Genomic DNA, 14,533 nt, shown 5'->3' with positions numbered 1-14,533 from the left:
ATGAATTTCTTTGAGCATCAAGACCAAGCCAGACAAAACACCGTTTATTTGCTGGGTCTGTTTCTGGTGGCTGTGATTGTGATGATAGCCCTATTATATGGGGTGGTGGTATATGCACTGCACGATAATTTTTTGATATGGCGACCAGAACTATTGTTGTTAGTAGCCTTGGGAGTGGTGGCTACTGTGGGTGGGGGAAGTGTCTATAAATCCATTCAATTACGGGGGGGAGGTAAGGTAGTCGCTGAGGATTTGGGGGGAACATTAGTCGATCGCATGACCGGAGATGAACTGGAAAAACGACTACTTAATATTGTAGAGGAAATGGCGATCGCCTCTGGAATTTCCGTTCCCGAAGTGTATGTTTTAGGGGAAGAACAGGGAATCAATGCTTTTGCGGCGGGATTTACTCCCAATGATGCAGTAATTGGGGTAACGCGAGGTTGTTTAGAACAACTCGATCGCGATGAGTTACAAGGGGTAATCGCCCATGAATTTAGCCATATTCTCAATGGAGATATGCGCCTAAATCTCCGACTCATCGGAGTTATTCAGGGTTTAATCCTGATATATATTATGGGTCGGGTAATGTTAAGAGGTAGTTGGTGGGGGGGTAGTGACAACTCCTCGTCAAAAGGCAAAGATTCGGGCTTGATTATTGGTTTAGGAATGGTAGTTATTGGTGGGATCGGCTTTTTTTGCGGTAGGTTAATCAAAAGTGCCGTTTCTCGACAACGGGAGTTTTTAGCGGATGCTTCCGCAGTTCAGTTTACCCGCAACCCTGACGGTATTAGTGGCGCACTACAAAAGATTGCGGGCTATAAATCTGGTTCTAAGGTAACAAATCCTAGGGCTGAAGAAGCTAGTCACCTGTTTTTTGGGGAGGCTTTTACAGGGATTTTTGAGAGTTTCGGACAAATCTTTGCAACTCATCCCCCTGTGAAAGAAAGGGTTAAGCGTTTGGAAGGTTTCGCGGGTCGCACTTGGTCGGTGGAAGAAACCGGAAATAATGCTTCTATGTCGTCTATAGCTTCCGGTAATGAAATGGTGGCGGGGTTTGCGGGTTCATCGCCTCAACCACAGCCGCAACCGGAGTCCTTGTCGGTTTCACCGGATCGGGTAGTCGCCGGAGTGGGAACTACCAACCCTAAACACCTTGATAATGTGCGGGGGTTTTTGGCGGATATCCCCGAACCTGTACGCATGGCTACCCGTGATGTAAATGGGGCGATCGCCATTATTTATAGTTTATTGTTGCATACAGACCCAGAAGTGCGCGATCGCCAAATGTCTTCCTTGCGAGAGTCCTCCCCGCCGCCAGTGTTGGAAATGATCCAAAACCTCAGTCCTTACCTGGAGAGTTTGAACGCGCGGACTCGTCTACCGTTGATTGATTTAGCCATACCTGCTTTGCGTGGTGGAAGTGTTAGCCAGTGTACCCAACTGCTGAAACAAGCCAGGGTTTTGATTAAAGCTGACAATCATCTGAGTCTGTCTGAGTATGCAATTTTTGTCGTGTTGCGTCAACGGTTGACTAACTACTTTCCCGCCACACAGCAGGAACCTAAAGTTAAGTTTACTGAGATTAAACAGATTTGGTCCGATTGTGTTATTGTGTTATCGGCTTTGGCTCGCGTCGGCCAAGATTCTCCGGGGGCGGTTGATATGGCTTTTCAAGCCGGACTGTTGCGCCTACCTAGAAATTCCGGGGAAACTTTACCCACTCAACCCGGTGAATATAGTTTGACTCAAGTTGGTGAGAGTCTCAAACGTCTGGAACTCGCCGCACCCAAACTTAAACAGGCGGTGGTTGATGCTTGCGCCTATACTGTCCTGGCTGATCACCATGTCACCTTAGACCAAGCCGAGTTACTCAGGGCGATCGTGATTTCTCTTAACTGTCCTATTCCACCATTTTTAGACGCACCCAGCAGCGCCAATCAGAGATAGAGTGGAGACAATTATTTTTCTCCACTCTAGCAAGTTATTAACCAGGACTGTCGATCGCCTTCCATTCCAGAACCACTGGAGACGGCACAGCGATCGCAGATTTTGTTTGAGCGATCGAAAGGTTAAGCTCAATTTGATCGGCTTGGGAAATTTTGGGCAAAATATCGGTTAAATCGTATTGTCCAACATTCGGGCCGGGTGCTTTTTCGCCAAACTCATCTACCGCCTCAAGTATCCTACCATTACTGAACACAATTTGCAACGGTTCAGGATGATTAAATGTTACCGAACCCGGAAACCCCACCAAACGCAAACTAACGTCTTTTACCTCCCCATTTTTGACCCGCTTAAACAGAATGACCTGCCAAGAATTACCTTGATGATCTCTCAAACTATGGCGAGATTTATAAAGTATCTGTCCGGGAGCCTCCTCCTGTTGTTGAATTAAGGCGATCGCTGTTTCAGGCGAAACCATAACCAACAGCAAAGGGAGGATAATTAGCAACAAAATCGACACCAGTTTTCTGACATTAATCAACATTAGTTCTAACATCCCTTTAAACAAAGCTTTGATGCCAACTGATTGTTAACTTAACCATTTAGTTATAATAACAGATAATCACATTAAATGGGGCTATTTCTTCCAGTATTCTGGTGTCCCCGGCTGGGAGTATATTTGCTTATATAGCAGTTCCCGGACTGATGAGGTACTTTTCAAAGCCCCTCTCCTTTTCTGGGAGAGGGGTTTGGGGTGAGGGCTGTATTTGATAGATATGAGAAGCGCTATAGTGATGATTAATTATCACAAATTAGCGCTGTTTACACACTAACATAGTCATATCATCATGAACTTGATGATCGCCGATGTATTCCATAACATCATTAATAATAGACTGTCGAATTTCAGCAGCAGTCAGATGACGATTTTCCGCTACCACTTCACAGAGTCGAACTACTCCATAGTGAAGCTGATCAGCATTTTCTGCCTCAGTAATACCATCAGTATATAAAACCACCACATCCCCAGCATTTAAATAGGTAGTATAATGGCTAATAAACTCCGATATATCATCAACCAATCCAATCGGGAAACCCAGATCAATAGTTTCGATACGTTGCACATTTCCATCAGCACGAACTAAAATTGCTTCCTCATGTTGACCACAGATTCTGATTTATTCATCTTCATAATCAAGCAATACCAGAGTCATATTTTTATCACAGTTCATTCTTACCACATTGAGGTAAATAGTTCGATTAAGAACATCCAAAAATCTGACCCGATCAGTTTCTCCCGCTTCCAGTAAAGTTCGGACAGCAGTTTGAGCCATTAACATCACCATACCACTTTCTAAACCGTGTCCGGTGACATCTCCCATGCAGATAGTCACCCCGCCGCCAAAGGCGAGAACATCATAATAATCTCCTCCTATGTCTGTAGCAGGTTCCATATAACCCGCAATATCAAGGTTTTTAATGTCCTGAAGTTCCGCTTCACTGGGTAACAGCAAACGTTGTAGACGGCGGGTAATTTCCAACTCCATATTCAGAGATTTATTTTCATAATCTAGCTGATGATTAAGCATTTTAATTTCTTGATATGCTAAAGCCAGGGACTCTTGAGATTTTTGCCTTTCAGTAATATCTCTAAAAGTGCCAATCATAAATGATCTGTTTCCTAATTTAGCCTGATTTAACGTAACTTATACCGGAAATTGAGAACCATCAGCCCGCCATCCTATAGCCGACTGACAAGGAGATTTTAACCATTTTTCAATTAGCAAACTATCCCAATTGTAGGAATTATCATCAGCCCTCACCAATTTCCTAATTTCCATCCCAATCAACTGTTCTTTCCCATAACCAAAGATAGCCTCAGCACTAGGATTAGCGGTCAACACCACCAGAGAAGATACCGTAAAAGTAAGAATAGCATCAGTAGCAGTCTCCACGATCGCCTCCGTTTTTCGCACCGCTGCTTCCAAAGCATCCATTACATAATTATAGCGGCTGGCAATTTGTCCAACTTCCGTAAATGGTTCCACCGGAACCCGCAAACTCAAATCCTTAGTTTGAGCTTGAAAGTCCATAACTTTAAACAGTTCATAACTATCGGTTTTAGCGCGATGTTCATAAATGTTTAGTCCCATATTTTCCCCTTCTTCCGAAACTCGCAAAGGGTAGAATTTATTGATAATTAACAGCAAAATCAAACTGAGTAAAAATCCCCGGATAGCACCACTGACTATTCCCAACACTTGTACAGCTATTTGACCAAAGCGATTTAAGCCTGTATTTAGCACATCTAATCGCCCAAATAAACCCACTGCCAAAGTCCCCCAAACTCCTGCCCCCACATGAACCGCCACTGCATCTACAGCATCATCAATGCCCCACCTAACTAATTGTTTAGATACCTCTGTAGCAATGATAGCTCCCAAGGCTCCAATGATTATGGCTGGCAAAGTTCCCACCGCATTACAGGAGGCAGTAATTGCTACCAATCCAGCCAGAGAGCCATTAATTAAACATTCTATTTCTACCCAACCTGTGCGCCATAAAGACACAAATAAATTGACTAACATTCCCGCGACTCCGCCTAAAATAGTATTCACAATAATCACGGGAATTTTATCGTTGACCACCAAGGCGCTACCACCATTAAACCCTAGCCAACCTATCCAAAGTAGCATCACTCCTAACACCGACAAAGGTAAATTAGACCCATGAATTTTACGGGGACTTTTACCTTGAGGAAATCGGCCCGCTGCGGGGTCCAATTACTAATAAAGCAGCCAGGGCTACCCATCCCCCGATACTATGAACAACAGTAGACCCCGCAAAGTCGATAAACCCTAACTGATCTAGCCAACCATTAGCGACACCATTATTTAAACCATTCCAAGCCCAATGTCCAAAAATCGGATAAATTAACCCAGAGGTAAAGCCAGCGACAATTAAATAGGCTTGAAATCGCATTCTTTCCGCAACCGCCCCAGAAACAATGGTGGTGGCGGTGCTACAGAACATAGTCTGAAATAGAAACAAAGCAGCTACACTGGGGATGTTGCTAACATCTAAAACAAAGTAACTAGAACCAAATAGTCCTAATTGGGAGGTACCAAACATTAGCCCATAGCCGATCGCCCAAAATAGCCAGACAGAAATTCCGAAGTCAGCTAGGTTTTTGATGGCAACATTAATGCTATTCTTGGAACGGGTTAACCCCGACTCCAAACACATAAACCCGGGCTGCATCAGGAATACTAAACTTGAGCAAATTAGCAGCCATATCAGATCATTCATGAATTATAAGATGGTTGGAAAAGGTGGCTGTTCAATATTTATAGCAAAAAGCAATTAATTCAGGAAATCATCGAAATTATGTACAATTTAGCAATTATTGGTGGTGGCATTGTCGGACTGTCTACTGCTTATTCATTAAGTTTAACTCATCCTAGGGCTAAAATTATCATCTTGGAAAAAGAAAAATCTTGGGCTTTTCACCAAACTGGCAATAATAGTGGGGTTATCCATTCGGGTATTTATTATAAACCAGGTAGCCTCAAGGCGACTCTCTGCAGTCAGGGAAATTTATCAATGGTTAACTTTTGTGAACAGCATGGGATTAAATATGATGTTTGTGGTAAAATAATTGTGGCTACGGAACCGGAAGAATTGCCCTTGTTAGATAATCTGTATCAACGAGGCTTAGATAATGAAATTCCTGTGGCTAAAATAACGCCGGAAGAAGTAGCAGAAATTGAGCCTCATGTGCGTTGTTTGGCGGCGATTAAAGTTGGATCTACGGGGATTGTTAGCTATAGTGAAGTTAGCGCCAAATATGCAGATTTAGTGGCGGAAAAAGGGGGAGATTTACGGTTAAATACTAAGGTGCATAAAATCACGGAAACTTCCCAGGGTTTAGTATTAACCACTAATCAGGGAGAGTTTGTCACGGATTTTGTGATTAATTGCGCTGGTCTTTATAGCGATCGCATTACGGAATTAACCCAGGTAAAACCCCCGGCTAAAATCATCCCATTTCGGGGAGAATACTATGAGTTAATCCCGGAAAAAAGATATTTAGTTAAGAATTTAATTTATCCAGTTCCTAACCCCGATTTCCCATTTTTAGGGGTGCATTTTACGCGGATGATTGATGGTTCGGTACACGCGGGACCGAATGCGGTTTTAAGTCTGAAGCGGGAGGGTTATAAAAAAACTGATGTTGATTTGGGTGAATTAATGGAAATTCTGACTTATCCAGGACTATGGAAACTGGCTGCTAAATACTGGAGTGATGGTGTGGAAGAAATTATCAGGTCTTTTAGTAAAGCGGCATTTGTACGGAGTTTACAACGATTAATCCCGGAAATAACAGGGGAGGATATCATCCCCACCCATGCGGGAGTCCGCGCACAGGCGTTAATGCCTAATGGGGGATTAGTGGATGATTTTCTAATTGTAGAAAAGCCCCGTGCGCTTCATGTTTGTAATGCGCCATCACCAGCGGCGACGGCTTCTTTAGAAATTGGGAAAGCGATCGCTCAAAAAGTCCCCAATTATTCATAAATTGATTTCCTCGCAGTCTTGGGCGGATCATGAAGTGTTCATTTATATTTCTCCGACTACCTTTTTGATTATTATAACAATAAGGGAATTGCTTTTGAAGAGTTAACCCAGAAGCGGGGTTTCTTTCGGTGCAACTCCCACAGGGTTGGAAGATAGCGATCGCCGCCCTGTTAACAGCTAATGAATGCCTCCCGTCGCTGAAAAAGTCCCATGGCCACCATAAACGGATCTAGGGAGTGATGACCCAGGCGAGGACACCATTATATATATGGCCCATTTAGGCTCTCTAAATAGTGTTCGTTGCCTGTTCATAAATATTTACAATAAAAAATTGTATTTTGGTTGACAAAAAAACCGCAAATTTGTTATGTTGGTTGTCAACTTAGGTTAAGCGCCGAACTGATTTTCGACTGGGCAGTGACAGCAAAGCATATCCCCAGTAGTGCGCGTCTAGTTTCTGGCTTGAACGCCATCTGTGGTGGTCTAAAAGAACTTAATCTAAGTGGGGATATGGTGCATCAAGTATATAGCGTCAACTGGGCTTGAAAATCAACCCAGGAAGATGGTCTTAGTCTCAAAAATTAGCCAATGTGATCTATCCAGCATCATGATCGCGCGGTCATGTCATGGTTTGATGTTGCTGGGGAGCCGATGTGGTTGAATTTAAACCCGGCTGATTAGTAATACCCAAAAATCCGCTCTACCAGTGGAAGAGGGGGCTAGTTTTTGATGACTTTCGATGGCGGTGTTACGTCACCGACTCTAGTTCTGTAGAGACTACGATTTCGATATTTTATTGCCTTTCAAAATTAAGGACTTCAATCATGGTGAAAGTGTACTTCAGGACAGTCACTAACAATAACCAAACCTATGGCAAAGGGTACTTTGTCTACGGAAATTCCCAAACTGCGAACGACCAAGAGATAGTCTACCACACCGATTTGAGGGAGTTTGTCTACACCGACCCGGACACGCAAATCGATCTGAGTAAAGGCGCGAGAGGAACGCTGCACTTTGTGATTGGTGGGAACCCTGCCAATGCCGTCCCAGCCCGGAGTGTATTTAACATTGAAATGGCCGACCCGGTTGGGAACTTGCAAACCACAGCCAAAGAAGGCTCCCAGTCTTGCCGTCCCGGCCAACTAGGTTTGACCAATAAAGCTGGTATCTGGCTAGAATGGCCTTCGATTGGCGATGCAGCCCCCTCCTGGTGGGAAGGGAAACCAGATGGCAGTTCCAGCGAAGGCGAGAAACCGACCCAGCCCAGTGGGGGTTCAGAGGAGCCACAACCGACCCCGCCGAATGTTGACTGGTCTAGTTTCATACCACCACAGGGTGGCTGCGCCCCCACACCCCCAGGCCACATAAAGATAAAGATTCCGTATGACATCGGCAAGCGAGATTTTCCGAATAGTTACTTGCCGCAAGTAGACTTGAGCAAAATGAATCTGAGCGGTATCGATCTGAGCTTTTCCTACTTGTGTGGAACTAACTTAGGAGCCACTAACCTGTGCGCGGCTAACTTGGGTTACGCCTATCTCTCTCACGCCAATCTCGGCTATGCCAATCTCAACTATGCGTATCTGGGCTATGCTAATTTGTCTTTTGCCGATTTAAGCTACGCGGTTCTCAGCCAAGCGGATCTGAGTTTTGCTAACTTGTGTCAGGCGAAGCTAATTGGAGCCCAATTAAACCAGGCTAGCTTGGCTTACGCGAATTTCTGTTACGCTTATCTGGGCTATGCCAATCTCAGCTATTCCTATCTTGGCTATGCTAACTTCTGTGGTGCTGACCTGACAAATGCGGACCTGCAAGGAACCGACATGACTGGGGCTAACTTCACCAATGCCAACCTGACAAATGCGGACCTGCGGGGAGCCAACATCACTGGGGCTAACTTCAGTAATGCGAACCTCACGGGGGCTAAACTTGATGATGCCCAGAAGCAACTGTTAGGAATTGCCTAATAAAGGTAATCCCAACGACAAATTATTCTACCGTTGATGGTATCAATTTCCCATGGTTGAAATCCATCCTCAAACCCGGTTACATTGTCTGGTGTGACCGGGTGGGGTGAGCTTTTTGTCATTGATTGATGGAAATAAGTGGCTATCCCTAGGGATAGCCTCTGTAAAGATTGTCAATTGGCTTTCTTTGCCTGTCTAGCACTAGGCAATGATGAATAATGCCAAGATGTATCCGATTTTAACGGTGGTGATCTGCCCTTCGATCTGCCCTTCTAGCTGTACTTGATCAATGTTTGAATTGCTGTTCAATTGGCTCGGTCTTAGCCCTCCATCCAATTTAGTCTTTTGGGGAATCCTGTTATATTTTACGGTTTGGGGAATCCTGCTCAATTTGATGTTTTTAGGGATCAAGAGTGACTCGGTATCGGATCAGTTGGAAAAATCTACTTCCTCGATGTGGCATCCGCAACGCTTCCGGAACGCTCAATTGGGGGAAAATGGCTGTGGGAATGGTAAGTCTGTTGTGCCATTTCTGAGGACTGAGGAAACGGACTCGGCTGGTGAATTACAGTCCTGTGTTCCCCAAACGATCGCGGTTTCTGAGGCTAATGGCGATGTGGCATCCGCAACGCTTCCGGAACGCACTCCCTCATCAAATCAGCCAATCAGCATGGCCAGCACTCCCCAAACCGCCACCATTGCAGTCAGCGATGTGGCATCCGCAACGCTTCCGGAACGCATTCCCGACGGTAAAAATAACCGGGGTTCGATTCTGCCGGAGGATGCGAACCTGGAAGCGGACTTAAATACGGTGTCGGAGGCGACCCTCCCGACACCCTACCCGGCTCAGTTTGATCAAACCATTATTAACCAAGCACTAGAAGACTCCCGGATAGCGATCGGGGCAAAAATTCAGGAATTTATTGGCAGGCGACGAGAAGTTATCGGTTCCTACGAACCGTTATATGATTTGTTGCTCGATTACCCGTTTCGGGGAGGTAAAATGCTGCGCCCCACCATGTGTATTAGTGCGGCGCGGGCGGTGGGTGGCATGGGACAGGTGGCGCTATCGACGGCGGCGGCTTTGGAACTGTATCACAATGCGTTTCTGATTCACGATGATATTGAGGACGGGTCAGAGTCGCGCCGGGGAAAAGGGACGTTACACCACAATATTGGGATTCCCCGGGCGATTAATGTTGGGGATGCAACCAATGTACTGGCTGTGGGTTTGTTGCTGGAAAATTTATCGGCGATCGGAGTAACCAAAACTCTGAATGTACTCCACGAAATTGAGTTTATGGCGCGTCAATCGGTGGAAGGACAGGCGATGGAATTGGATTGGGTGGCAGAAAATACGGACAATTTAAGCGATCGCGATTATTTTAAAATGTGCGTCAAAAAAACCTGCTGGTATTCTTTTATGACACCCTGTCGCATCGGTTTGATTGTGGGGAATTCCTCGGCTAATCCTCAAGATTTGGTGGAACCTTTGGCGGGAGTTACTCGGTTTGGCATGATTTTGGGCATTGCTTTTCAGATCCAAGATGATTTATTAAACTTGGTGGGAGATATGAAGGCTTATGGGAAGGAAATTGGCGGAGACATTTACGAGGGAAAACGCACTTTGATGCTCAATCATGCGATCGCCCACAGTAGTCCGGTCGAATCCCGCCGAATGTTGGAAATTCTCGCCACCCCCCGACCGGAAAAGACCCCGGAACAGGTAGAATTTGTTATGGAACAAATGCGCCAGTATGGTAGCATCGAACATGGCTGGGCTGTGGCTCGTTCTTTGGCTCAAAAAGCTGCCGATATTTTGGACAGTCTGGATTTTATGGAGCCGGAAACTCCGATCAGACCCGGTGAAAAATGGCAGACTCCGGTTCACGATCGCCGCTTTCTGAAAGAATTAATTAACTATGTGATTTATCGAAATTTATAGCATTTTGGGGGGTTATGATACGAGCCATAGCCCCTGGCTCATTTTAAGGAGGATTGACCAACCATAAAATCAAGTTGTATTGAGGAAGTTATTTTACCATAAGATAGAGAGATTGTCAAGATGATCGAAGATAAAAACCCGATCGCAATGCCCCCCCCAGTCCAAGCTGAAATTCACCCAGGCGGTGAACTGGTGCTGAGACTGTCCCTGCATAATGGTAGCGGTGAAACTCTACTGGTGCGACCAGTTTTAGATAATTGGCTCGCCGATAACGGGGAGATTTTTGCCACCATTAATCCGGTGGAACCTGACTATATTTATCTAGGTTCTGGTGCGGGAAACGCCACTCAAACTGTGACGGTAAAACTACCTTTAGAACTGCAACCAGGACAGGTTATTAAAAGTTGGCTAAGATTTCCCGGATTACTGGAGGAACCTCTGTTAATCATCCTAAATGTTAAAGCTAAAATTGCGGAGAAAAAGCCTAGAGAATATCTGGTTAATATCAGCTTTCCATCGAGAGAATTAGCGGATCATAAATCGTCAATTTATGATGACATAACCACCCAAAATGCCTGGGGATTGATTTCGGCATTGAACGATCTCGATCGCATTCCTTCTCGCTGGCTGGTGGCAGAATTATTAGTAGCCATCAGCCAAAAAGGAGAAGAATACACCTGCACCCCAGAGGGTTTAAAACGGCTCTCGCAACTGCGAAAAACGGCTTTTTTCTCAACTGTATCGACAGTGCTGGCCACGGCAAAAGTCCCCGATTGGATTTCGGAAACTTTATCGATGTCCGGTCAAGTCCTCAAGGGCGATCGCCGGGAACAACGTCTGCTTTATATTTGGGAAAGGTGGCTGTTGAGTTTGGTAGAAAGCGACGTAGAAGCCCCAGAAACGGCTAAACCCATCGTCGCCCCATTATTTGTAGCCACAGAATTTGTGGCTAAACTGGGAACAGATAGCGATCGCTGGTTGGGTTATTTTCTCCTAGGATTGATGTCATTGTCGCCTCGAATTGCCTCCCATATAGAGGCGATCGCCACCCAGAAAATTAAGCCATTAAACCCAGCCACCCCTCCCCCCCAAACCATAGCGGGTTGCTTGTATCATTTAGGGACGCGATTGCCAGAATTAGACTTACTTCCGGCTCGTTGGTTGGTGTTAGAATTATTGCTAATTTTCGCCCAAAAAGGGGACGACTATGCCAAAACCCCCCCAGGTCGAATGCTACTGGATCAATTGCGACTCACCCGGTTCTGTAAAAATGGGGTTTTGAGTTTAGCCGCCGCCTCCGTCCCCCGTTGGATCGCCGTCAGTCAAGCGACGGCTACCGCTTTTCACAATTCCGTCGGGACTCCGGCTTCTAGGGGGGGTTTGCTCAAGTTTTGGGAACAGTGGTTGTGGGATATTGCTGGTTCCCAAATGCCTAATTCCCAGACTTCGGCGGCGGACTTGGTGAACCAATTAGGAATAGATGGGGAGGCTTGGTTTCTCAAGATTGTTTTGGGAATCAGTTGTGTTTCCCCCAGGATAGCTACGACATTGCAGGCGATCGCATCTACCGCACCGTCTGTGTCCCCAACCGCCCCAACCCCCATCCCGCCAATTAAAGACGTTCTCAGCGAGCCAGGTTCCCTACAACGATAAGTTATCCACCGCCCAATTTTAGTTAATTTTCTCAGAAAAAATGACCATTGACGAACAAAAACTTGCCCGGGTGGAACAACTGCGAATCCCTCTCGACGATCCCACCGCACCCCTAGATTGGAAAGATTGGTATCATTATGTATTATTGGATCCTGATACTCAGATTAGAGTCCTCGTAAATCTGACGGCGATCGCCAGACCGGGAACTGGAGAAATTCAAACCAGTTTGATGGTGACAGTTCCGACTGATTTTCTCGACTCAGACTGTCGCCCTGCGGCTCCTTTTGCCAGTTTCGGAACGACTTTTTCCCAAGAGTGGAACCCCAGTCAAATCAGCCCGGAACCCGTACATTGGCAAGGTCAAGGGATGGAATTGCAAGTAAACGGAACCCAGACGCGGTTAGAAGTACAAGATCAGCGATCGCAGCTATTCATTGAATTGGCGGCGACAGCTACAGCCACTCCCCTATTAGTCACGGAAAATTCACCGTTTGGCAGTGGATTCATCGGCTGGGGATTAGTACCGGGCTTACAGGTGAGAGGAAACTTATCCGTTGGTGGGCGATCGTTTCCCATTCACCCAAACTGGTTTTGCTACCACGATCGCAATTTTGGCCGCTTCCGCTGGGGGGAAGATATCGGTTGGGAGTGGTTCGTCGCTTTTGGCACCTGCATTGATGGCACCGCCATCACTTTGGTATTGGACAGACGCACCAACAAAGACCATTCGCAAGGGGGTTTTCCCTATATTTTTATTTATGTGAATCATCAATTGCGAAAAGTGTTTTTGGGTGCCACTTTACAGATTAATTGGGACTGGTCGGAGCTGCCTGTTATTCCCCCCAGGTTGCCGGGAATTATGGCGCTATTATTTAGCGATCGCTTATTGCAAACCCCCAGCGCCTTGGAAATTATCGCCGCTGATGACCAAGACCAATTGCTAATTGAAATTGATTTTGAGTCGGTAGTAGAATTAATCGTCCCCGACAATCAACAACGGCAATATACTTTTATTGAAGAACTCACCGGCCGCGCGGCCGTTACCCTTCAACTCGGAGAAAAAACATGGCTCGCCACCGGCTTAGTTTATGGGGAATATGTGATCTGAGAATCATTGGGGGAGTCGGAATATTTGGCGGGTTTCCGACTCGGGTACTGGCCGATAAGGTTGGCGATCGCATCACAAGCCGTTTCTACGCCATTTTCCGCCCCGATCGCTTCTCCAATGGCAGCGGCTTTTTGGGCATATTGTTTTTCAAACAACAGTTGTCGAAGTTCGTTGGCTACCAACTCCGCAGTATATTGTTGGGGTGGGAGCATTCGGGCGACCCCCAGGCGGACGACGCGGGCTGCATTTTCTGGCTGGTCGTACTTGTGGGGAACCACCAGCATTCTCCGCCCCGATCGCAATGCTTCTGCTGTGGTTCCCATGCCGCCATGATGGACAATCGCCGCCGCCCTGGGGAAAATTTGCCCGTGGGGGGCATAATTGACGGCGATCGCGCCTTCAGGCAATTGGTCGGGTCTGACACTATCCGCGCCAGGGCCCATCATTAGCACTGACCGATAGCCCAACTGGTGGGCGGCGATCGCGCTAGACCAGTAAAAATTACCGGCAGTCCATACCACCGTTGAACCCAAAGTAAACACTATCGGTGGCGGCCCGCTGTCTAAAAACTCTCTCAGTTCCTCAGATAACCCCTGATTGGACGGGCGATCGTAAAACGGAAACCCGGTGACGACAGTTTGCCTGGGCCAGTCCGGTTGGGGTCTGGCAAAAACCTGGGAAAACAAAGCCAGCACTAAATCGGGGGAATGCTGCCCTTCAAACAGGGGATCGGGGCCTGGTGGCAGTCCCAACGAACTCCGCAGTTGACGCAGGGGGGCACTCCAATGGCGAAGCCGACTGCGGAGTTGGCGTTGTTCGGCATCTTTGGCGACCCATTGCAAACACCGTTCATACTCCGAGACTGGGGAAGCGATCGCCTCGGTGCGTGAAGCGAAGCGATCGCCCCCAGGCGAATCGTAAACTGACATAAAGGCTGATAGAACCGTTGAAATCCAAGGAATTTGGGTTTGTTCGGCGACAATTCGACCGGGCAAAATCAGCGGGTGAGTTATTAACAGATCCGCCCGCCGTACCGCTGTCATCAAGTCGGTGTAAGTCGCCAGCAAGTGGGGCATCAATTGATAACAAATAATGTATTCGACCTCCCGTTGGGAGTCCATTAGCATTTGTATGAATTTGTTATCCTGTTCCCAAGTGTCCTCTAATCTCAGGGGGTGAAATTCGATTTCCTCCGCCGCCACATAACTGCGGTATTTTTCGGCGGCGGCGATGATCGGCTGATACCCCCTGGCTTTTAATCCTCGGGCGATCGCCAAATAAGGATACAAATCACCCAAAGAACCATAGGTTGCTAATACGATGCGATCGACCATG

At 46.6% G+C, this 14,533-nt stretch carries 11 protein-coding genes and 1 pseudogene; 7 read left to right on the top strand and 5 right to left on the bottom strand.

Annotation, left to right across the window (positions count from 1 at the left end):
- Positions 1–1,950: a M48 family metallopeptidase gene (locus ACTIE0_RS02695; RefSeq protein WP_006670684.1), complete on the top strand. Its 1,950-nt coding sequence runs from the start codon at positions 1–3 to the stop codon at positions 1,948–1,950.
- A 37-nt stretch (positions 1,951–1,987) separates the two neighbouring features.
- Here ACTIE0_RS02695 and ACTIE0_RS02690 read toward each other — a convergent pair whose 3' ends face one another.
- From ACTIE0_RS02690 to ACTIE0_RS02675, 4 genes and pseudogenes are all read right to left on the bottom strand, one after another.
- A complete protein-coding gene (locus ACTIE0_RS02690; protein ID WP_231296494.1) occupies positions 1,988–2,503 on the bottom strand; it encodes a DUF3122 domain-containing protein in 516 nt (171 codons plus the stop codon).
- 256 nt (positions 2,504–2,759) lie between these two features.
- Positions 2,760–3,401: pseudogene (locus ACTIE0_RS02685) on the bottom strand (PP2C family protein-serine/threonine phosphatase).
- Between the two features lie 252 nt (positions 3,402–3,653).
- Positions 3,654–4,730, bottom strand: coding sequence for a PAS domain S-box protein (locus ACTIE0_RS02680; RefSeq protein ID WP_006623398.1), 1,077 nt, complete (start codon positions 4,728–4,730; stop codon positions 3,654–3,656).
- Complete coding sequence (locus ACTIE0_RS02675) at positions 4,696–5,256, bottom strand: ammonium transporter (RefSeq protein ID WP_235677530.1); 561 nt, start codon at positions 5,254–5,256, stop codon at positions 4,696–4,698. Before ACTIE0_RS02675 ends, ACTIE0_RS02680 begins: the two co-directional genes overlap by 35 nt.
- A gap of 78 nt (positions 5,257–5,334) precedes the next feature.
- On the opposite strand from ACTIE0_RS02675, the gene lhgO reads away from it, so the two are divergent.
- The 6 genes from lhgO (at position 5,335) to ACTIE0_RS02645 (ending at position 13,198) form a co-directional block, all read left to right on the top strand.
- Positions 5,335–6,525 (top strand): L-2-hydroxyglutarate oxidase, encoded by a 1,191-nt coding sequence (gene lhgO, locus ACTIE0_RS02670; RefSeq protein WP_187758105.1) that lies wholly within the window; start codon positions 5,335–5,337, stop codon positions 6,523–6,525.
- A gap of 342 nt (positions 6,526–6,867) precedes the next feature.
- Positions 6,868–7,071: a hypothetical protein gene (locus ACTIE0_RS02665; RefSeq protein ID WP_008054942.1), complete on the top strand. Its 204-nt coding sequence runs from the start codon at positions 6,868–6,870 to the stop codon at positions 7,069–7,071.
- A gap of 278 nt (positions 7,072–7,349) precedes the next feature.
- Positions 7,350–8,492: a pentapeptide repeat-containing protein gene (locus ACTIE0_RS02660; protein ID WP_439516832.1), complete on the top strand. Its 1,143-nt coding sequence runs from the start codon at positions 7,350–7,352 to the stop codon at positions 8,490–8,492.
- Positions 8,493–8,925: 433 nt separating this feature from the next.
- Complete coding sequence (locus ACTIE0_RS02655; RefSeq protein WP_315690173.1) at positions 8,926–10,437, top strand: polyprenyl synthetase family protein; 1,512 nt, start codon at positions 8,926–8,928, stop codon at positions 10,435–10,437.
- 120 nt (positions 10,438–10,557) lie between these two features.
- Positions 10,558–12,090 (top strand): hypothetical protein, encoded by a 1,533-nt coding sequence (locus tag ACTIE0_RS02650; RefSeq protein ID WP_439516831.1) that lies wholly within the window; start codon positions 10,558–10,560, stop codon positions 12,088–12,090.
- 40 nt (positions 12,091–12,130) lie between these two features.
- The gene (locus ACTIE0_RS02645; RefSeq protein WP_006623391.1) at positions 12,131–13,198 is read left to right on the top strand and encodes a hypothetical protein; all 1,068 of its coding nucleotides are present in this window, start codon (positions 12,131–12,133) and stop codon (positions 13,196–13,198) included.
- Here the strand turns inward: ACTIE0_RS02645 and ACTIE0_RS02640 are convergent.
- Positions 13,177–14,532, bottom strand: a complete 1,356-nt coding sequence (locus tag ACTIE0_RS02640) for a glycosyltransferase (protein ID WP_006670884.1) — start codon at positions 14,530–14,532, stop codon at positions 13,177–13,179. The genes ACTIE0_RS02645 and ACTIE0_RS02640 overlap by 22 nt on opposite strands.
- Between the last annotated feature and the right edge of the window lies 1 nt (position 14,533).

It is taken from the genome of Limnospira sp., assembly GCF_051859755.1.
GTDB lineage: Bacteria > Cyanobacteriota > Cyanobacteriia > Cyanobacteriales > Microcoleaceae > Limnospira > Limnospira fusiformis.
Note: the sequence above shows the minus strand (reverse complement) of the source record. Positions and strands in the feature narration are given on the sequence as shown.